The sequence below is a fragment of the Tsukamurella tyrosinosolvens genome, assembly GCF_900104775.1.
Taxonomy (GTDB): Bacteria; Actinomycetota; Actinomycetes; order Mycobacteriales; family Mycobacteriaceae; genus Tsukamurella; species Tsukamurella tyrosinosolvens.
This window is the reverse complement of record NZ_FNSA01000003.1, coordinates 571,494-589,628: the sequence shown is the minus strand read 5'-3', so window position 1 is coordinate 589,628 and position 18,135 is coordinate 571,494. Positions and strand designations below refer to the sequence as shown.

Annotated in this window: 19 protein-coding genes; 8 read left to right on the top strand and 11 right to left on the bottom strand. The window is 71.7% G+C overall.

From position 1 onward, the window contains the following. Positions 1-29: 29 nt before the first annotated feature. Positions 30-530, bottom strand: a complete 501-nt coding sequence (locus BLW32_RS04205) for a hypothetical protein (RefSeq protein ID WP_068740765.1) — start codon at positions 528-530, stop codon at positions 30-32. A 139-nt stretch (positions 531-669) separates the two neighbouring features. Between BLW32_RS04205 and BLW32_RS04200 the strand changes: the two genes are divergently transcribed. Next, entirely contained in the window at positions 670-2,157 is a 1,488-nt protein-coding gene (locus tag BLW32_RS04200) for an MFS transporter (RefSeq protein ID WP_068740764.1), read from the top strand. Here the strand turns inward: BLW32_RS04200 and BLW32_RS04195 are convergent. From BLW32_RS04195 to BLW32_RS04185, 3 genes are read right to left on the bottom strand one after another with little or no spacing between them, the layout of a single operon-like run. Continuing rightward, complete coding sequence (locus tag BLW32_RS04195) at positions 2,105-2,611, bottom strand: type III secretion system chaperone family protein (protein ID WP_372456793.1); 507 nt, start codon at positions 2,609-2,611, stop codon at positions 2,105-2,107. The two genes, BLW32_RS04200 and BLW32_RS04195, sit on opposite strands and share 53 nt — an antisense overlap. Positions 2,612-2,616: 5 nt before the next feature. Next, positions 2,617-3,930, bottom strand: coding sequence for a D-inositol-3-phosphate glycosyltransferase (mshA, locus tag BLW32_RS04190; protein WP_068523749.1), 1,314 nt, complete (start codon positions 3,928-3,930; stop codon positions 2,617-2,619). Positions 3,931-3,954: 24 nt separating this feature from the next. Then, a complete protein-coding gene (locus BLW32_RS04185; protein WP_170181095.1) occupies positions 3,955-4,809 on the bottom strand; it encodes an alpha/beta fold hydrolase in 855 nt (284 codons plus the stop codon). 170 nt (positions 4,810-4,979) lie between these two features. Between BLW32_RS04185 and BLW32_RS04180 the strand changes: the two genes are divergently transcribed. Beyond that, the gene (locus BLW32_RS04180; protein WP_068740763.1) at positions 4,980-5,951 is read left to right on the top strand and encodes a pirin family protein; all 972 of its coding nucleotides are present in this window, start codon (positions 4,980-4,982) and stop codon (positions 5,949-5,951) included. Positions 5,952-5,965: 14 nt separating this feature from the next. Here the strand turns inward: BLW32_RS04180 and BLW32_RS04175 are convergent, their stop codons facing one another. The 4 genes from BLW32_RS04175 to BLW32_RS04160 all read right to left on the bottom strand — a co-directional run bounded on the left by BLW32_RS04175 (position 5,966) and on the right by BLW32_RS04160 (position 9,859). After that, positions 5,966-6,712: a DUF305 domain-containing protein gene (locus BLW32_RS04175; protein WP_068740762.1), complete on the bottom strand. Its 747-nt coding sequence runs from the start codon at positions 6,710-6,712 to the stop codon at positions 5,966-5,968. Then, on the bottom strand, positions 6,709-8,262 hold the full coding sequence (locus BLW32_RS04170) for an LVIVD repeat-containing protein (RefSeq protein WP_068523738.1): 1,554 nt from the start codon (positions 8,260-8,262) through the stop codon (positions 6,709-6,711). The genes BLW32_RS04175 and BLW32_RS04170 overlap by 4 nt, the downstream gene beginning before the upstream one ends. 155 nt (positions 8,263-8,417) lie before the next feature. Then, positions 8,418-9,224 (bottom strand): hypothetical protein, encoded by an 807-nt coding sequence (locus tag BLW32_RS04165; RefSeq protein ID WP_068740761.1) that lies wholly within the window; start codon positions 9,222-9,224, stop codon positions 8,418-8,420. Between the two features lie 77 nt (positions 9,225-9,301). Then, positions 9,302-9,859: a PadR family transcriptional regulator gene (locus BLW32_RS04160; protein ID WP_068523734.1), complete on the bottom strand. Its 558-nt coding sequence runs from the start codon at positions 9,857-9,859 to the stop codon at positions 9,302-9,304. 70 nt (positions 9,860-9,929) lie between these two features. Between BLW32_RS04160 and BLW32_RS04155 the strand changes: the two genes are divergently transcribed. The 5 genes from BLW32_RS04155 (at position 9,930) to BLW32_RS04135 (ending at position 13,762) form a co-directional block, all read left to right on the top strand. After that, the gene (locus BLW32_RS04155; protein WP_068740760.1) at positions 9,930-10,349 is read left to right on the top strand and encodes a nuclear transport factor 2 family protein; all 420 of its coding nucleotides are present in this window, start codon (positions 9,930-9,932) and stop codon (positions 10,347-10,349) included. A 107-nt stretch (positions 10,350-10,456) separates the two neighbouring features. Then, positions 10,457-11,353 (top strand): metal ABC transporter solute-binding protein, Zn/Mn family, encoded by an 897-nt coding sequence (locus tag BLW32_RS04150; protein ID WP_068523730.1) that lies wholly within the window; start codon positions 10,457-10,459, stop codon positions 11,351-11,353. After that, complete coding sequence (locus BLW32_RS04145; RefSeq protein ID WP_068740759.1) at positions 11,350-12,105, top strand: metal ABC transporter ATP-binding protein; 756 nt, start codon at positions 11,350-11,352, stop codon at positions 12,103-12,105. The genes BLW32_RS04150 and BLW32_RS04145 overlap by 4 nt, the downstream gene beginning before the upstream one ends. Beyond that, complete coding sequence (locus tag BLW32_RS04140) at positions 12,105-13,007, top strand: metal ABC transporter permease (protein ID WP_068523727.1); 903 nt, start codon at positions 12,105-12,107, stop codon at positions 13,005-13,007. The genes BLW32_RS04145 and BLW32_RS04140 overlap by 1 nt, the downstream gene beginning before the upstream one ends. Beyond that, entirely contained in the window at positions 13,004-13,762 is a 759-nt protein-coding gene (locus tag BLW32_RS04135) for a LamB/YcsF family protein (RefSeq protein WP_068740758.1), read from the top strand. The genes BLW32_RS04140 and BLW32_RS04135 overlap by 4 nt, the downstream gene beginning before the upstream one ends. A 14-nt stretch (positions 13,763-13,776) precedes the next feature. Here the strand turns inward: BLW32_RS04135 and BLW32_RS04130 are convergent, their stop codons facing one another. The 3 genes from BLW32_RS04130 to cysS are packed head-to-tail and all read right to left on the bottom strand — an operon-like array spanning position 13,777 to position 16,797. Beyond that, a complete protein-coding gene (locus tag BLW32_RS04130; RefSeq protein WP_068740757.1) occupies positions 13,777-14,388 on the bottom strand; it encodes a hypothetical protein in 612 nt (203 codons plus the stop codon). A gap of 25 nt (positions 14,389-14,413) precedes the next feature. Then, positions 14,414-15,379 carry a 23S rRNA (guanosine(2251)-2'-O)-methyltransferase RlmB gene (rlmB, locus tag BLW32_RS04125; protein WP_068740756.1) on the bottom strand — a complete coding sequence of 322 codons (966 nt, stop codon included), beginning with the start codon at positions 15,377-15,379 and terminating at the stop codon, positions 14,414-14,416. Positions 15,380-15,390: 11 nt separating this feature from the next. Continuing rightward, a complete protein-coding gene (gene cysS, locus BLW32_RS04120) occupies positions 15,391-16,797 on the bottom strand; it encodes a cysteine--tRNA ligase (protein WP_068523718.1) in 1,407 nt (468 codons plus the stop codon). Positions 16,798-16,882: 85 nt separating this feature from the next. On the opposite strand from cysS, the gene rarD reads away from it, so the two are divergent. Further along, positions 16,883-17,806 (top strand): EamA family transporter RarD, encoded by a 924-nt coding sequence (rarD, locus tag BLW32_RS04115; protein WP_082791274.1) that lies wholly within the window; start codon positions 16,883-16,885, stop codon positions 17,804-17,806. The last annotated feature ends 329 nt before the right edge of the window (positions 17,807-18,135 follow it).

The following is an 18,135-nucleotide window of genomic DNA, read 5'->3' as shown; positions in this document are numbered from 1 at the left end:
CAGATCAGCGAAACTGGTCATAACCAACTTCAGGCGGTGCGCGACCGGCCCCGCAGGCCCCCGACGACCAGCACCAGACCCGGCCCGCCGACCAACAGCGCGAACCCGAAGGCGCCGAAGATGCCGCCGAGCAGCCGCGTCATATCGGGCCGTTTGCCGAGCACGACCTCCGTGTAGCCCGGCGTCGGCGGGCAGGCCGCCGTGACCACGCCGCTCCCCGTGTCGAAGACCCGCAGCACCATCCGGTTCTCCACCGTGACACCCCCGGACACCTCGCGCAACGGGATCGGCGCACCGTCGGGCCCGGTCAGCACGCACGACGGCGCGCCCTCCTTGGTCCGCGTCGCGGCGAGGACCGCGTACTCGGCGCCGGCCGGCAGTTCGACCGCGTGCGGCGCACCGTCGAGCGGGATCGACTGCGCGTCGAGCCGGAACTGCGGCAGCGTGAGCGTGAGGACCAGGAGGATCGGCACCACGACGGCCGCGAGGAGCAGCGCGGCGCCGGCGCGGAGCTTCGTCGTGGAGTTCATGCCCTCGACCCTAGGGCCGGAAAGCCCGATTCGTGGCGGTTCGCGGCCCCACATTAATGCACGTCACAGTGCCCCCGGCCGGGGTGACGCTCACCGCATCCGGTTGCTTGAGTTGTATTCTGCAACTACCGTCTGCGCCATGACAGACATGCTCCGAAAGACCCGTGCCGGGGCCCCGTCGGACGGGATCCTCATCGCCGTCCTGTGCCTCGGCGGACTCCTCGCCTCCCTCATGCAGTCGCTGGTGGTGCCGCTCGTCGGCCAGCTGCCGCACCTGCTGAACACCTCCGCCGACAACGCCTCGTGGGTCATCACCTCCACGCTGCTCGCCTCGTCGGTCGCCATGCCGATCGCCGGCCGGCTCGGCGACATGTACGGCAAGCGGCTGATCCTGCTCACCAGCCTGCTGAGCCTCATCGCGGGCTCGCTGATCTGCGCGCTCTCGCACACGCTGCTGCTGACCGTCGTGGGCCGCTCGTTCCAGGGCTTCGCCATGGGCCTGGTGCCGGTGGGCATCTCTCTCATGCGCGACGAACTGCACGCGAAGAAGATCCCCGGCGCCGTCGCGCTCATGTCGGCGATGCTCGGCGTGGGCGGCGCGATCGGTATCCCGTTCGGCGCCTACATCTCCGAGCACTTCGACTACCACACGCTGTTCTGGTTCTCGCTCGCGCTGGGCGTCATCACGCTCGGCCTGGTGTACGTCGTCGTCCCCGAGTCGCCGAACCTCAACCCCGGGAAGTTCGACGTGGTCGGCACCGTCGGCCTCAGCGTCGGCCTGGTCTCCGTGCTGCTGTCGATCACCAAGGGCCAGAGCTGGGGCTGGACCTCGGCGGCCACGATCGGCTGCGCCGTCGGCGGCGTCCTCGTCCTGCTGGCGTGGGGGTGGTGGGAGCTGCGCACCCGCGAATCCCTGGTGGACCTGCGGATCTCGGCGCGCCGCCCGATCCTGCTGACCAACCTCGCCTCGATCATGGTCGGCTTCGCGATGTTCTCCCTCATGCTGACCATGCCGCAGCTGCTGCAGATCCCCGAGGCCACCGGCTACGGACTCGGCCTGACCATGCTCAACGCGGGCCTGTGGATGGTGCCCGGCGGCCTGGTCATGATGGCGCTCTCCCCCGTCTCCGCGCTGCTCACCAAGCGGATCGGCGCGCGCCTGACCCTGGCGATCGGCGCCACCATGTCGGCCGCCGGCTACTTCGCGCTGCTCGGCCTCACCGACGCGACGTGGAAGATGTCGCTCGGCTCCATGATCGTCTTCGGCGGTGTGGGCGTGGCCTACTCGGCGATGCCCGCGCTCATTATGGGGAACGTCCCCGAGACCGAATCGGCCGCCGCGAACGGCCTCAACTCGCTCATGCGCTCCATGGGCACCGCCGTCGCCTCCGCCGTGATGGCGACGGTGCTGACCCGCACCACCATCACCCTGGGCGCCGGCACCCCGCGCGCCGTCGAGCTGCCCGCGGAGTCCGCGTTCACCAGCTCCTTCGTGATCGCCGGCGTCGTCGCCGCGGTCGCCGCCGTGGTGGCCCTGGCGATCCCACGGACCCGGCCCGAGACGACCGGAACCGCTACTGCGGAAGATCTTCCGGAAACTCCGGCAGTAGGTGCTCGAACGGCTTGAGGTTCCACAGCGGTTCGCCGCGGGAGACGCGCCAGTCGAACTCGCGGCGGATCGCGGTGGAGAAGCCCAACTCCAGCAGGGTGTTGAAGTCACCGTCGGCGGCCTCGAGGACCTGCCCGAGGATGCGGTCGAGCTCGTCCTCGGTGAGCTCTGCGAACCGGCCGGTCAGGTAGATGTCGCCCGCCTTGTCGAGGGTGTACGCCACCCCGTAGAGGCGCCGGTTGCGCTGCAGCAGATAGCGGTACACGCCCTCGAAGTTCTCGTCGACGTGCCGGCAGACGAAGGCCTCCACCCGAGCGCCGTGCCTGCCCAGCGTCAGCAGCGTGGTGGTCTTCAGCTTCTTCTCGCCGGGCAGCTCGATGACGAAATGGGCGTCGTCCTTGCCCGTCTCCTCCTTGCGCGTGAACTCGAGTTCCCGGTCGGTGAGCGCCTTCTCGATCTGCTCCGGGGTCATCGTCGTCATGCCCTCACTCCCGTCCGGCGCCGGCGGCGGCGCACCGTCTGCACCGCGACGTTCCGCGCCTCGATCGCCTTCGCGTAACTGTCCAGCAGGCCGTCGGCCGTGCGCGCCCACGAGAACTGCCGGGCGTGAGCCGCGGCACCGTCGGAGAGCCGCTGCCGCAGTGCGGGATCCGCGGTGAGCTCATCGAGGACGGCGGTCCACACCGGCGGCTCGTGCCCGTCGACGAGGCGGCCCGAGACACCGTCGGCGACGGCGACCGGAAGCCCGCCGACCTGCGCGGCCACGACGGGCGTGCCGCACGCCTGCGCCTCGACGGCGACGAGGCCGAAGGACTCGGAGTAGCTGGGGACGACGACCACGTCGGAGGCGCGGTAGACCTCGGCGAGCCCCGCGGGCGGGCGCGGCGGGCCGAACGTGACCGCGTGCTCGATGCCGAGCTCGCGGGCGAGCGCGATCAGGGCGTCGGGGCGCTCCAGGCCCGTGCCCGACGGTCCGCCGATCACCAGCACGCGGATGCGGCGCTCCGGGTGCGCGTGGATCAGCGGCGCGGCGGCGCGCAGCAGGAGGTCGGGCGCCTTGTGCGGCTGGATGCGACCGACGAAGGTGAGGACCAGCTCGTCGGGCGCGATACCGAGCTCGGCGCGGGCGGCGGCGCCGTCGCCGGGCGTGTAGGTGTTCAGGTCGGCGCCGGGGTAGACGACGTCGATGCGGCCGGGCGGGACGTCGTGGATCCGGGCGAGCTGGCCGGCCTCGACCTCGGTGTTGACGATGAGCCGGTCGGCCTCGTCGGAGACCTGCTGCTCGCCGATGAGCCTGGCCTGCGGCTCCGCGGTGTCGCCGATCGCGAGGGCGTCGTTCTTCACCGCGGCCAGGGTGTGCGCGGTGTGCACGAGCGGCACGCCCCAGCGGTCGCGGGCGAGCCAGCCGACCTGGCCCGAGAGCCAGTAGTGCGAGTGGATGAGGTCGAAGTAACCGGGTTCCTCGCGGGCCTCGGCGCGCTGCACGCCCGCGGCGAAGGCGCACAGCTGCGCGGGCAGGTCCGTCTTGTCCAGGCCCTCGAACGGGCCGGCGACGATGTTGCGCACCCGGATGCCCGGCGCGGCCTCGACGACCGGCTGGTCGGCCGAGGCGGTGGCACGCGTGAAGATCTCGACCTCGATGCCGCGCTTGGCGAGCTCGAGGGAGGTCTGCCAGATGTAGACGTTCATCCCGCCCGCGTCGCCCGTACCCGGCTGGGCCAGGGGCGACGTGTGCACCGACAGCACCGCGATCCGGCGCGGCACGAAGGCCGCGGACTTCCCAGTAGGCACGCCGTCCAGCTTAACCCCGGCCGATCAGCGCGCCAGTGCGAGGAGTTCGCGGGCGCTGCGCGCGGGATCGACGACGAAGGGGGCGTGGCCGCCGCCGTCCCACCAGGACAGCGTCGCGTTCGGCAGGATCCGCGCGTGGTGCTCCGCGGTCGACGGTGCCACCACCTCGTCGTCCCGCCCGTGCTGCACCAGGACCGGGAAGGTCCAGGCGGCGAGGTCCGCGTCGTGATCGACGGTGCGCCGGAACAGGCCGCCGCGGACGGCCGGGGGCGTCGACAGCGCGATCCCGAACTGCTGCTGGGCGACGGGGCCGAGCGCGTCCTGGTCGAAGCCGTGCGGCAGCATCCGCAGCTTGGCGAGCGCGGTGATCGCCTTGCCCGCGTGCGCGGACAGTGCTGCCGGCAGGGCTGCGTTCATGGACTCGCCGGTGACGCCGCCGGGGAACGGGCCGGTCTCCTTCGAGCCGCCGATCGAGGTGATGGCGCCGACGAGGCCGACGCCGCGCACGCCGTCCGTGCCGTGGGTCGCGAGGTGGTCCGCGATGATCAGGCCGCCGTACGACCAGCCGACGAGGATCACGTCGGTCAGTCCCAGGTCGCGGCGGATCACGGCGAGGTCGTCGGCGAAGCGCTCCGTCGAGTACGGGTGATCGGAGTCCGGGACCGAGCTGCGGCCGTGACCGCGGTTGTCCACGGCGACCACGCGGTGGCCGGCGCCGGTCAGCTCGGCGAGGAACGGCACGCCCCACGAGTCCGAACTCGCCGACCAGCCGTGGACCAGCAGGAACGCCGGCTTCGCCGGGTCCGCCCCGTCCGCGTGATCGGCATAGAAGATCTCCGTGCCGTCGTACGAGACGGCCAAGCCCACTGATCGAGTCACGGCTCCGAGCGTATCCGTCGGGAAATCGGCCGATTTCCGCGCCACACCGGATATGCACGACCCCACGCGAGAATCGCCCGGTTCCTCGACGGGCACACCCCCGGGAATCAATCGGACCACGGTCCGGTTGATGGTAATGTCAGCGTCACCAGCCAATCGAGGAGGACGACATGCCCGCCGTCACCGCAGACACCCTGACCCTGCCCCGCATCGCCGCGGCGGCACCGTCGGACACGCAGCGCCCCGTCCGGAAGATCACCACCGGCCCCCGCGGCCACGAGGGCGAGGGCTTCCCCGTGGTGCGCGCCTTCGCCGGCGTGCACCCGCGCGACCTCGACCCGTTCATCCACATGGACCAGATGGGCGAGGTCGAGTACGAGCCGGGCGAGCCCAAGGGCACCAACTGGCACCCGCACCGCGGCTTCGAGACGGTCACCTACATGATCGACGGCCTGTTCCAGCACCAGGACAGCCACGGCGGCGGCGGACTGATCCAGGACGGCGCAACCCAGTGGATGACCGCCGGCTCCGGCATCCTGCACATCGAGACCCCGCCGGCCGAACTGGTCGAGTCGGGCGGCACGTTCCACGGGATCCAGCTGTGGGTGAACCTCCCCAAGTCGGAGAAGTTCACGACCCCCGCCTACCAGAACCTCGAGGGCGGCCAGACCACCCTCGTGACGACCCCGGACGGCGGCGCGCTGATCCGCATCGTCGCGGGCGAGGTCGACGGGCACGCCGGTCCCGGCTCCACGCGGACGCCGATCAACTTCGTGCACGCCACCATCGCCCCCGGCGCCGAGGCCTCGCTGCCGTGGAACCGCGACTTCAACGCGCTGGTCTACGTGCTGAGCGGCAAGGGCACCGTCGGGCCCGTGGGGCACCCGATCCACCAGGGCCAGCTCGCGCAGCTCGGCCCCGGCGACCGGATCACGGTGGCCGCCGACGCGTCGCAGGACTCGCACCGGCCCGCGATGGAGGTACTGATCCTGGGCGGCCGCCCCATCCGCGAGACCGTCGCGCAGTACGGCCCGTTCGTGATGAACACCAAGGCCGAACTGATCCAGGCGCTCGAGGATTACAACGCAGGCAAGTTCGGCGTGATCCCGCCCGACGCGCTCATGCCGCACGTCGTGCGGTAACCGGATCCCGGGCGTCAGGGGTAGGGCAGCGAGGTCGCGTTCCGCGCGGTGAGCTGCACCAGCATCATCGTGATCTCGTCGCTCTGCTCCTTGGCCATCGCCGTCGCGCGTTGTCGGACCGCGGGGGACTCACTGCCGCGCTGCGCGTAGCCGGCCATCTCGACCCCGCCCTGGTGGTGCCGCAGCATCAGCTGCAGGAACTGGATCTCCTGCTGCACCCCGGAGGCGGTGGCGAGCGCCGTGAGCTCCGCGCTCGTCGCCATCCCGGGCATCGCGTGCTGCGTCGCCGCGGAGGCGGACGACGCCGCCGCGGTCGTGGACGGCATCGGCATCGCGTGCCCGCCGTGTCCGCCGGCGACCGCGACACTCGTCCCGGCGGCCGAAGGAGCACCGGTCATCCCCGCCATCCAGGCCATGGGGTCCGGGTTCTGCAGGGGCTTCCCCAAGACTTCCAGCCAGCCCATCATCACGCCGATCTCCCGGTTCTGGGACTGCTGGATCTGCGCCGCGGCCCCGCGGACGTCGGCGCTGAGGTCGGGTTTGAGCAGCTCGACCATCTGCAGCGCCTGCTGGTGGTGCGCCATCATGTCCTGCGCGAAGCCGACGTCGGACGCGCTGAGCCGCTGCGGGCCGCCCGGCTCCTGCGCGGGTCGGTCCGGCTGCGCGCCCTTGCCGATCACCAGCCCGATGACGACCGCGAGGGTCAGCGCCAGCACCGCGGCGGCCGCGCGGACGGACCGCCGTTCCGTGAACGCCGTCATCGCGGCGAGTACACCGTCGGATCGATGCGCAGCCGCAGGAACCCGTTGTCCATGCAGCTCACCATGAGGTCGTTGCCACGGAACTCGGGCGGTGACATGCACCAGTCGGCGGAGAGGTCCGCGCCGAGCAGCCTGCTCTGGTCGTTGATGAGCCCGTTGACCGGCGCCTGCCCCTGCAGGATCGACTGCGCGATCGACAGGGTGCCGATGATCGGGGGCGCGATGATCGAGCCGATCATCGCGTGCGTCGAGTTCGGCAGCTGCAGGTTCTTACCGGTCTGCGCCGGCGGGTTGAAGTACGCGATCTCGCGGATCCGGTCGGGGTCGCGGATGTCGAAGACGCGGATGCCGGACTGGATCCATCCGCAGGCCATCGCCGTCGGCTGCTCCGGCCGGTCGACGGTGCAGTAGTGGGCGTCGTAGCCGAAGACGCCGTTCGAGGTGGCGCTCGACGCCCACTTCGCGGCGTTCTTCGGCAGGTTGATCTCGAGCTTGATCTGGTTGCGCAGCTTCAGGTCGCTGAGATCGCTGAGGCTGAGCAGCTTCACCCCGCCGGATCCGCCCTCGTCGACCACGTAGACATAGGGCTTGCCGCCGTAGGTGACGTGGATGCTGTGCTGGGTCAGCTGACCGTCGATCCAGAACTTGCGCCCGACGTGCGGCACCGGCGCAGTCACCACCGTGCGGGGCTTGCGGTCCTGGACCGCGGTGACGTCGAGGACAGTGATGCCGGCGAGCGTCGAGGCGTAGAGCCGGCGGCCGTCGGGCGAGAAGCCCACGCCGTGCCCCGATATCCCGGTGATGCCGGACCAGACGACCATCGGGTTCGCGGGGTCCGTCAGATCGATCGCGCTGAGGTGGCCGCCGACGACGCCGGACGCCCAGTACGTCCTGCCGTCCGGCGAGAACGCTCCCTCGTGCGTGGTGATCGGGATCGGCATGGCCAGGTTGCTGCCCACCCCCGGGTTCAGGAGCCGTGGACGGGCGCAGTCCTTCGAGATGTCGTAGATCGCCACGTACCCGAAGCCCGTGCCGATCGGCACCGACGTCCCGACCAGCAGTCCGCGCTTCTCGTTGACCTTGAGCGACTCCCACGTCCCGGTGACGACACCGAGCTCGTTGAGGACCGCCGTCTGCTTCGGGTTCCTCGGGTCGGAGTTGTCGACCACCCGCACGCCCGGCCCGCGGCTGCCGGCGAAGTTGGTGGGGAAGCTCGTGGAGATGTACGAGCAGTGCTTGTAGCTCGGGCTGACGATGCCGGCACCGTCTCCCTGGTACTGGCCGACGAGGTCGATGTTGCAGTTGTAGCCCTTGGTGCTGCGGCGATTCTTGCGGTCCTCCAGCGGGACGTCGCCCTGGATCCCGGTCTCCACGCGGTCGCCGTCGCGGCAGTCGGCGCGCGGCACCGCCTTCTCCCACCGGTCGACCGACGGGATGTACGAGGGGTCCGCCTGCGCGACGCCGGGCGCTCCCACCACCCCCACCGCGACGAGGACGGCGACGAGCAGGTATCGCAGCGGGGCCGACGCCCCGGATCGGGTGGTCTTCATCCGTCCTCCAGCACTCCCGTTGGCCCGGACGTTCCGAAGCCGATGCGCGCGCACACCGCATCCCCACACGGGTTGTTCTTTCCAGGAGGATAGAGAACCGTCGATAACTTCTCAGCTGATCGGAGGAATTGAACGAATCCGACGTCAGAAACCCTTCAGCGAAGGGTGAAACGCCTGATGCAGTAGCCGTTCGGCCCGCGATCGAGGACGAAGCCGGCCGATTTCCGGATTCCCGATCGCGTCGCCACCTGAGCACTCACCGAGGTCACGGTGGTCGACCCCGTCTTCACCACCTGGGGCGCACCCACCTGAGCCGCGTCGAATCCGGTGACCTCGGCGAGACCGGGGGCGCCGTCGCCCGCCGGGCAGAGCAATGGATAGTCCGCCTCGACGTCGGCCGGGTCGACGGGCTTTCCGACGTGCCGCCCCAGGTACCGCACGACGGCGTACCGCGCCTTCTCGAGCGGGATCGAGCCGTTCGCCGCATAGACGTCGGGGCATCCGTAGGAGGAGGCGACCTCACTCGGGCGCAGCTGCACGGTGGTGGTGGCACTCTTCCACGTCGGGCCGAACTGCCCCAGGACGCCGGGCCCGGAGACGGCCTCGGTGATCCTGCCCGCGTCGCCGTACATCTCGCCGATGACACTCGGCGGCTGCGTCCAGCACTTCGAGGTGAGCGCGGGGAGGTCCTTCGCGGTGACGTCGGCGAGCCAGGGCCGCAAGGCCTTCGCCGCGCCGGCGCTGCCCGGCACCTCGCCGATCGCCGGGGCGGGAGCACCCGTCCCGCGCGTCGCGGGCGGCGCACTCCCCGCCGAGGACACGGCCTGCGTCGCCGTCACGGTCTCCGTTGTCGTGGTCGTCCCGCCGCCACCGCAGCCCGCCGCCGCGAGCAGCGCACACAGCGCAACCCCACCCCCGGCCGTCGTGGTGATGCGTGCGCGCAGTCCCCGGTCACCGTGCATGTCGAGCTCCTCCCCAGAAGCGTTTCCCCGAATCGTGACACAACCACGGCGACCCGGCACGGGAAACGCGGAGCGCGTCAGGCGATCCGGGCGCGCAGCACCGGCAGCGCGAGTTCCGCCCAGTCGACGTTCTCGCGCTCGAACCGCAGGCCCCGCAGCAGCGTCAGATAGGGCCCGCCGAGGTGCGGGTCGGCGAGCAGCTCGTCGCGCGTGCGCCCGCCGAGCCAGGAGCGCTCGATCCGCTCGTAGTAGACGAGTTTCGCGGCCGCGGCATCGCGGAGCGCGCCCACGGCCTCGCACACCGCGGCCGGGTCGCCCACCTCCACGGCCTGCACCCGCACCATCAGCTCGTCCCGGATCGCGGTCGCGCGCGGCGCGGTCGTCGTGAACGAGGCGAGCTCGGCGCGGCCGGCGTCGGTGAGGCGGAAGACGCGCTTGGTCGGCCGCTTCTCCTGTTCGACGGTCCGCGCGACGATCGCACCGTCGGACTCCATGCGCTCGAGCTCGCGGTAGAGCTGCTGCGGCGTGGCGACCCAGAAGTTGGCGCGGGCACCGTCGAACTCCTTGGACAGGTCGTACCCGGACGCCTCCCCCAGCACGAGGAGGGTCGATTCGATCGCGTGCCGCAGCGCCATGCCTTCCATTCTAGTCAATTAGTTGCCTATACTCGTCGACACCTACTCAACTAATTTACTAGGAGTTGCCATGCGTGAGTTCCGTGCCGCCGTCGAGGCCCGCGACGGCGGGGCCTTCGACGGCCTGCTCGCCGACGACGTGACCTTCACCAGCCCCGTCGCGTTCAAGCCCTACGAGGGCCGGCACATCACTGCGGCGATCCTGCGCGGCGTGCTGCGGGTCTTCGAGGACTTCCGCTACGTGCGCGAGATCAACGACGGCGACGATCACGCCCTCGTCTTCGAGGCCGCGGTCGACGGCAAGAAGATCACCGGCTGCGACTTCATCCACGTCAACGCCGAGGGCAAGATCGACGACTTCATGGTGATGGTCCGCCCGCTCTCCGCCGCGCAGGCGCTGTCCGCAGCCATGGGCGCGCAGTTCGCCGCGATCGCCGAGGAGGCCACCGCGACCGCGCAGGCCGAGGCCGCCGGAACCGTCGGCGCCTGACCACGCCGAATGCGCCGATACATGCGCATTCGCCTATTCGACAGTGCAACCGCGTCGCCGCTACTCTAAATGACAACGATTCCCATTGCTGTCAGAGGAGCTCCGCCGTGCGCAACCGCCTTCGTCTCACCCGGGTCGCCGGCGCCGTCGCCGCCCTTGCCCTCGCGCTCACCGCGTGCGGGACCGCCTCCTCGGATTCGAGCGACGGCAAGCCCGCGGTCGTGGCCTCGACCGACGTCTACGGCGCGATCGCGACCGCCGTCGCGGGCGGTGACGCGACGGTGACCTCGCTGTTCGCCAACCCCACCGGCGACCCGCACGAGTTCGAGCCCTCCGCCCAGGACACCCTCAAGGTCAAGAAGGCCTCGGTGCTCGTCTTCAACGGCGGCCACTACGACGCCTACATGGAGAAGGCCGCCGAGGGCGCCGCCGCGGCCAAGGTCGACGCGGCCGCGCTGCAGGACCCGAAGAGCGAGAACGAGCACGTCTTCTACGACCTGCCGACCATGCAGAAGGTCGCGACCGCCGTCGCGAAGGCGCTCGCCGAGAAGGACGACGCGCACCGCGCCGGCTACGAGAGCCGCGCCGCCGCCTTCTCCACGAAGCTCGACACCGTCATCGGGCAGGCCCGCGCCATCGGCCATGCCAACCCCGGCGCCAAGGTCGCCGCGACCGAGCCCGTCGCCGGCCACCTGCTGACCCTCGCCGGCCTGACCGACGTCGCGCCCGCCCGCTACACCGCCGCCATCGAGTCCGGCACCGACCCGGCGCCCGCCGAGATCGCCGCCGCGAACGCGCTGGTCAGCGGCAAGCAGGTGCGGGCCGTCGTGCTCAACGCCCAGACCGAGAGCCCCGTGACCTCCGCGCTGGCGAAGACCGCCGAGACCGCCGGCGTGCCCGTCGTCCGGGTCACCGAGTCGCTGCCGGCCGGCGTCGACGACTACATCGCGTGGCAGGCGGGCAACGTCAAGGCGCTGTCCGACGCGCTCGCCCCGCGCCCGTGAGCGCACCGTCGGACCCGGTCATCCGCCTGCGGGACGCCGGACTGCGGTACGGCGACCGCACGCTCTGGGACGGACTCGACCTCGACATCGCGCCCGGCGAGTTCGTGGCCGTGCTCGGCCCGAACGGCGCCGGCAAGACCTCGCTGCTGCGCATCCTCCTGGGCCAGAGCCACCTGTCCGCCGGCACCGTCGAGGTGAACGGCCGGATCGGCTACATCCCGCAGCAGCGCGCGCTCGACGGGGCCGTGCCCCTGCGCGGACGCGACCTCGTGGGCCTGGGCTTCGACGGTGCCGCCTGGGGCCTCGGCCTGCGGAACCGCGCGGCCCGACGGTCCGCCGTCGACGAAGCGCTCCGGCAGGTGGACGCCGAGGCCTTCGCCGAGGCACCCATCGGCTCGCTGTCCGGCGGTGAGCAGCAGCGGCTGCGCGTGGCGCAGGCCCTGGCCTCGGACCCGACGATCCTGCTCTGCGACGAGCCGCTGCTCTCCCTGGACCCCGGCAACCAGCAGCTGGCCGTCTCGCTCATCGAGCGCCGCCGCCGCGAGCACGACACCGCCGTGCTCTTCGTGACCCACGAGATCAACCCGGTGCTCCCCTACTGCGACCGCGTCCTCTACCTGGTGGACGGGCGGTTCGAGGTGGGGCCGACGGCCGAGGTGATGACCTCGGAGCGGCTGACCCGGCTGTACCGCACCCCGGTCGACGTGCTGCACGTGCGCGACCGGCTGGTCGTGGTGGGAGGGGATCACTGATGGACCGGCTCGAGAACCTGACGAACTTCTCCCTCACCTGGGAGCTGCTGCAGCAGCCCTTCGTCCAGCAGGCCCTGCTCGCGGCGGCGCTGCTCGGCGTGCTCGCCGGCGTGATGGGCCCGCTCATCGTCTCGCGGCAGATGGCCTTCAGCGTGCACGGCACGTCCGAGCTGTCGCTCACCGGCGCCGCCTTCGCCCTGCTCATGGGGTGGAGCGTGGGCTCGGGCGCGCTGCTGGGCGCGCTCGTCGCGGGCCTGCTGTTCGGCCTGCTCGGCGTCTACGCGCGCGAGCGGGACTCGGTGATCGGCGTCATCATGGCCTTCGGCCTCGGCCTGTCGGTGCTGTTCCTGGCGCTGCACGAGGGCCGGCAGGGCACCGCGTTCGCGCTGCTCACGGGGCAGATCGTGGCCGTCGGGATGAGCGGCGTGACGCTCATGGCCATCACCACCGTCGTGGTGCTGCTGATCCTCGCGTTCATCTACCGGCCGCTGCTGTTCCTCTCGACGGACCCCGACGTGGCCGCCGCGCACGGCGTCCCGGTGAAGACGCTGTCGGTGGTCTTCGCGATGCTCGTGGGCGCCGCTGCCGCGCAGGGCGTGCAGATCGTCGGGGCGCTGCTGGTCATGAGCCTGCTCATCACCCCGGCCGCCGCGGCCGCGCGAGTCACCAGCTCGCCGGGGAAGGCGACGGTGCTCTCGCTGATCTTCGCGCTGGTCTCCGCCGTCGGCGGCATCATCCTGTCGCTGGCCCCCGCGCTGCCGGTGTCGGTGTTCGTCACGTCGATCTCGTTCCTGATCTACATGGTCTGCCGCCTCCTCGGGCAGCGCGGCCGCCGCGGCACCGTCGCGCCGGTCGACACCCCCGCGCACGACTGCCAGCACGCGCTACCGTCGAGGTCGTGAGAATCGACCTCAACGCCGACTGCGGCGAGTCCTTCGGCGCCTGGCGCCTCGGCGACGACGCCGCTCTGCTCGACGTGGTGACCTCGGCGAACGTGGCCTGCGGCTTCCACGCCGGCGACCCGACGACGCTGCGGGAGACCTGCGCCGCGGCGGTGGCCGCCGGGGTCGCCATCGGCGCGCAGGTCGGGTACGCGGACCTGCGCGGCTTCGGCCGCCGGTCCATGGACGTCCCCGCCGCCGACCTCACCGCCGACGTGATCTACCAGATCGGCGCGCTGCAGGCGGTCGCGCGGAGCGTCGGCGGCACCGTCGACTACGTCAAGCCGCACGGCGCGCTCTACAACCGGATCGTCGCCGACGAGGCGCAGGCCGCGGCCGTCGTGGAGGGCGTGCTCGCGGCCGCGCCGGACCTGCCGGTGCTCGGCCTGCCCGGCTCCGCCTTCCTGCGCATCGCCGCCGAGCGCGGGTTGCGCACGGTGCGGGAGGCGTTCGCCGACCGGGCCTACCTGCCCGACGGTGCCCTCGTCCCCCGGTCCCGGGAGGGCTCGGTGCTGCACGATCCCGACGAGATCGCCGCGCGCGTGCTGCGCATGGTCGGCGACGGGACCGTCGAGGCGATCGACGGCAGCGAGGTGGACCTCACGCCCGATTCGGTGTGCGTGCACGGCGACAACCCGTCGGCGGTCGCCGTCGCGCGTCGCCTGCGCACCGTGCTCGACGGTGCCGGCGTCGCGATCGCGCGCTTCGCCGGGTAGTACGGCTCGTACCGCTAGTCGACGAACCGGTCGGGGGCGGTGGCGATGAGGCGCACGCAGTGGGCGACGAGCCGCTCCCGGGTCACGTCGAGCCGACCCGCGATGTACTCGGTGAACAGCGTCGTCAGCGCACCGACGAGGCCCATGGCGACGAGCCGGCGCGTGGTCTCGTCGACGGTGCTCGGCAGCGCGGCGGCGAGGACGTCGAAGAACGCGGGCATGCTGATCAGGCCCCGCTCGGCGAGGGCCGGCTCGCGGTGGGGCGCGAGCAGCAGGATCCGGCCGACGTCGGGCCGGTCGACGACGAACTCGACGAATCCCGAGACCGCGGCCTCCGCGACGGCGGTGGCCGTGATCGGCGCCTCCGCGGCCGCGGCCGCGTCGTAGACCTGCCGGACGCTCCGCACCAGCACGTCCTGGGTGCGGCGGGCGATGTCATCGTAGACGGCGTGCGCGAAGCCGTCGCGCGTGCCGAAGGCCTCGTAGAAGTAGCGCTCGGTGATGCCCGTCGAGCGGCACACCGCGCGGACACCCAGCGCCCCGGCCTCGGGGCCGCCGAGGAGCGCGATCCCGGCGTCGAGCATCTGCCGGCGCCGCGACTCCCGTCGCTCCTCGAGTGAGGTCATCTCTTCAGGCTAACGCAGATGATCTTTACTGACGTCGCTGTCGGGCGAACTCGGCGAGGACGACGCCCGCGGCGACCGAGGCGTTCAGCGACTCCACCGACGACGCGATGGGGATCGACAGGATCGAGTCGCAGTTCTCCCGCACCAGGCGCGAGAGCCCCTTGCCCTCGGAGCCGACGACCACGACGACGCCGGTGTCGGCGCGGTAGTCGTCGAGGTCCACATCGCCGCCCGCGTCGAGGCCGACGACCTGGAGGCCCGCGGCCGCGTAGTCGGCCAGCGCCCGGTTGAGGTTCGGGGCCTGCGCGACGGGAAGCCGCGCCGCCGCGCCCGCGGACGTGCGCCAGGTGACGGCGGTGACCGCGGCGGACCGTCGGCCCGGGATGACCACGCCGTGCCCGCCGAACGCGGCGGTCGAGCGGATCACGGCGCCGAGGTTGCGGGGGTCGGTGATGTTGTCGAGCGCGACGATGAGCGGCGCCTCGCCGCGGTCCTGCGCGCGGGCGAGCAGGTCCTCGGGGTGCGCGTACTGGTACGGCGGGATCTGCAGGGCGATGCCCTGGTGCAGGCCGTTGTCGCTGAGCCGGTCCAGCTCACCCTTCTGCACCTCGAGGATCGCGATGCCCGTGTCGGCCGCGATCTGCACGGACTCGGTGAGCCGCTCGTCGTTCTGCGAGCCGATCGCGACGTACAGCGCCGACGCGGGGACACCCGCGCGGAGGCACTCGACGACGGGGTTGCGGCCGAGGACGTACTCGGGCCCGTCGTCGGCGGCGCGGCCGGCGACCTTCGGACGGCGCTGCGGCGTCGCGGCCGCCTTCGCCGCGGCCCGCGCCTTCTTGTGCGCGGGGTGGTACGGGCGATCCTTGGCGGCCGGCGTAGCGCCGCGCCCCTCGAGCCCGCGGCGCCGGACGCCGCCCGAGCCCTGGACCTGCCCCTTCTTGGTGCCCGCCTTGCGGACCGCGCCGCGGCGCTGCGAATTGCCTGCCATCAGTCCGCCTCCTACTTGTTCGTCTTCAGGGTCCAGGCGGAGCCGTCGGCACCGTCGGTCACCTCGATACCCGCGGCGTGCAGCCGGTCGCGCGACGCGTCGGCCTCCGCCCAGTTCTTCTCGGCCCGAGCGGCGGCGCGCCGCTCGAGCTCGGCCTGCACCAGCACGCCGAGGGCGTCCATGGCGTGACCGTCGCCGGCGTTCTCCGTGACCCAGTGCGGGTCCAGCGGATCGACGCCGAGGATCGCCGTCATGGCCCGCACCGCGCCCGCGAGCCGCCGCGCCTCGTCGAGATCGCCCGACTCGAGCGCCGCGTTCCCGGCCCGCACGGTCCCGTGGACCTCCGCCAACGCCGACGGTACGCCCAGATCGTCGTCGAGCGCGGCAGCGAAACCGTCGGTCCACTCCCCGACGGGCACCTCCCCCGCCCGTTCGACGGTGCGCCGCACGAACGCCTCGATCCGGCCGTACGCCGTGACGGCCTCATCGAGGGCGCCCGCGGAGTACTCCTGCATGGACCGGTAGTGCGCCGAGCCCAGGTAGTAGCGCAACTCGACGGCGCGGTACTGCGTGAGGAGGTTCGGGATCGAGACGACGTTGCCGAGCGACTTGCTCATCTTCTCGCCCGACATGGTGACCCAGCCGTTGTGCAGCCAGTAGTTCGCGAACGGATCGCCGGCGCCGTGCGCCTGCGCGATCTCGTTCTCGTGGTGCGGGAAGACGAGGTCCATGCCGCCGCAGTGGATGTCGAACTGCGCGCCCAGGTAGCTCGTGGCCATCGCGGAGCACTCGAGGTGCCAGCCCGGCCGGCCGTCGCCCCACGGGGAGGGCCAGCTCGGCTCGCCCGGCTTCGCGGCCTTCCACAGGGTGAAGTCCAGCGGGTCGCGCTTGCCCTCGGCGAGGGTCTCGCCCTGCTGCACGTCGTCGACCTTCTGCCGGCTCAGCTCGCCGTAAGTCGGGAGGCTGCGGACGGAGAAGTACACGTCGTTGCCCGCGCCCGACGGCGCGGCGTAGGCGTGGCCGCGCTCGATCATCCGCTCCATGTACGTGACCATCTGGGTGATGAACCCCGTGGCCCGCGGCTCCGCCGACGGGGGCAGCACGCCCAGGGCGTCGTAGGCGCGGGTGAACTCGCGCTCGTGCGTCGCGGCCCACTCCCACCAGGGACGGCCCGCCTCGGCGGCTTTGCGCAGGATCTTGTCGTCGATGTCGGTCACGTTCCGCACGAAGGCCACGTCGAGGCCCTTGGCGATGAGCCAGCGCCGCAGTACGTCGAAGGCGACGCCGCTGCGGATGTGGCCGATGTGGGGAACGCCCTGGACCGTCGCGCCACAGAGGTAGATGCCCGCCTTGCCGTCCACGAGGGGCACGAAGTCACGGACCTCGCGGGTCAGGGAGTCGTAAAGGCGCAGCGTCACGTCGACTGATTCTACGGGTCGCGGTGCGCGCGCCTCGCAGGTCAGGGGCTTCGACGGTGCGCGCCCAAAAAGGTAGGATCATTCGGTGCCCGAACGCGACGTCTCCGAGGTGACCCGCGGCACCGCCATGGGCGTCGCCGCGTACCTGCTGTGGGGCCTGTTCCCCCTGTACTTCGACGCGCTCAAGCCCACCGGCCCCTGGGAGATCCTGGCCCACCGCATCCTGTGGACGCTGGTGCTCTGCGGCGCCGCGCTGCTGATCCTGCGCGACCTCGGCTGGATCCGGCCGGTGCTGCGGCAACCGCGGCTGCTCGCCGGGGTGACGATCGCCGCGCTGCTCATCTCCACCAACTGGATCGTCTACATCGTGGCGGTCACGTCGGGCCACACGTCGGACGCGGCGCTCGGCTACTTCCTCAACCCGCTGGTCACGGTGGCGCTGGGCGTCGTCGTGCTGCGCGAGCGGCTGCGACCGCTGCAGTGGGTCGCAGTCGGCATCGGCGTCCTGGCCTTCGTCTACCTGGCCGTGGTCGCCGGGACGTTCCCGGTGACAGCGCTGGCGCTGGCCTTCTCGTTCGGCCTGTACGGGCTGGTGAAGAACAAGGTCGGCGTGCACCTGAACGCGCTGCAGGGCCTGACGCTGGAGACCGCGATCCTCGCGCCGATCGCCGCAGCGGTACTCGTGGGCATCGCCGTGTGGGGCGGCGGGCTCGACTTCGCCCGCCACGGCGCCGGCCACGCCGCGCTGCTCGCCTTCGCGGGCGTCGCGACCGCCGTGCCGCTGCTGCTCTTCGCCGCGGCCGCGCGCCGGATCCCGCTCGTGACCGTCGGGCTGATCCAGTTCGCGACGCCGATCATGCAGCTGCTGTGCGCGGTGCTGTTCCTGGGCGAGCACGTCTCCCCCGAGCGCTGGATCGGCTTCGGCATCGTCTGGGTCGCGCTGACCCTGCTCACCGTCGACACCGTGGTGACGCTGCGTCGCGCGCGGGCCGGCCGGCTCGCCGCGTAGCTCCGCGCCAGCACTCCTGCGGCTCGTGTGTTGCCGCGCGAAGCCATGCCCGGGACGCATACCCCCGGGCCACGGTCAGACTCACGTCCGGCGGAACGCTCGCGGCGTCGAGTGGGGGACCGAACGCCGCGCGGGGGTCAGCCGGTCCCTCACCATAAGCGCGGCTTCTGGTGGGGGTTCGAACGTGGGGCGGGCGGATCGGCGTCGCGCGGGGGACGAACGCCGGTTGGGGCAGCAACCCGCGGAACCGACACATGCGGAACGGCTGCGCCGGGGCCAACACAGGGAGTGACAGCCCGCCGGGGGGCAGTCCGCGTTTCGAGCCCGCT

Coding starts and splice junctions, on each gene's coding strand:
- BLW32_RS04205 (WP_068740765.1), bottom strand. CDS start 530: ATGAACTCCACGACGAAGCTCCGCGCCGGCGCCGCGCTGCTCCTCGCG.
- BLW32_RS04200 (WP_068740764.1), top strand. CDS start 670: ATGACAGACATGCTCCGAAAGACCCGTGCCGGGGCCCCGTCGGACGGG.
- BLW32_RS04195 (WP_372456793.1), bottom strand. CDS start 2,611: ATGACCCCGGAGCAGATCGAGAAGGCGCTCACCGACCGGGAACTCGAG.
- BLW32_RS04180 (WP_068740763.1), top strand. CDS start 4,980: ATGCCCGCCGTCACCGCAGACACCCTGACCCTGCCCCGCATCGCCGCG.
- BLW32_RS04175 (WP_068740762.1), bottom strand. CDS start 6,712: ATGACGGCGTTCACGGAACGGCGGTCCGTCCGCGCGGCCGCCGCGGTG.
- BLW32_RS04170 (WP_068523738.1), bottom strand. CDS start 8,262: ATGAAGACCACCCGATCCGGGGCGTCGGCCCCGCTGCGATACCTGCTC.
- BLW32_RS04165 (WP_068740761.1), bottom strand. CDS start 9,224: ATGCACGGTGACCGGGGACTGCGCGCACGCATCACCACGACGGCCGGG.
- BLW32_RS04160 (WP_068523734.1), bottom strand. CDS start 9,859: ATGGCGCTGCGGCACGCGATCGAATCGACCCTCCTCGTGCTGGGGGAG.
- BLW32_RS04155 (WP_068740760.1), top strand. CDS start 9,930: ATGCGTGAGTTCCGTGCCGCCGTCGAGGCCCGCGACGGCGGGGCCTTC.
- BLW32_RS04140 (WP_068523727.1), top strand. CDS start 12,105: ATGGACCGGCTCGAGAACCTGACGAACTTCTCCCTCACCTGGGAGCTG.
- BLW32_RS04130 (WP_068740757.1), bottom strand. CDS start 14,388: ATGACCTCACTCGAGGAGCGACGGGAGTCGCGGCGCCGGCAGATGCTC.
- rlmB (WP_068740756.1), bottom strand. CDS start 15,379: ATGGCAGGCAATTCGCAGCGCCGCGGCGCGGTCCGCAAGGCGGGCACC.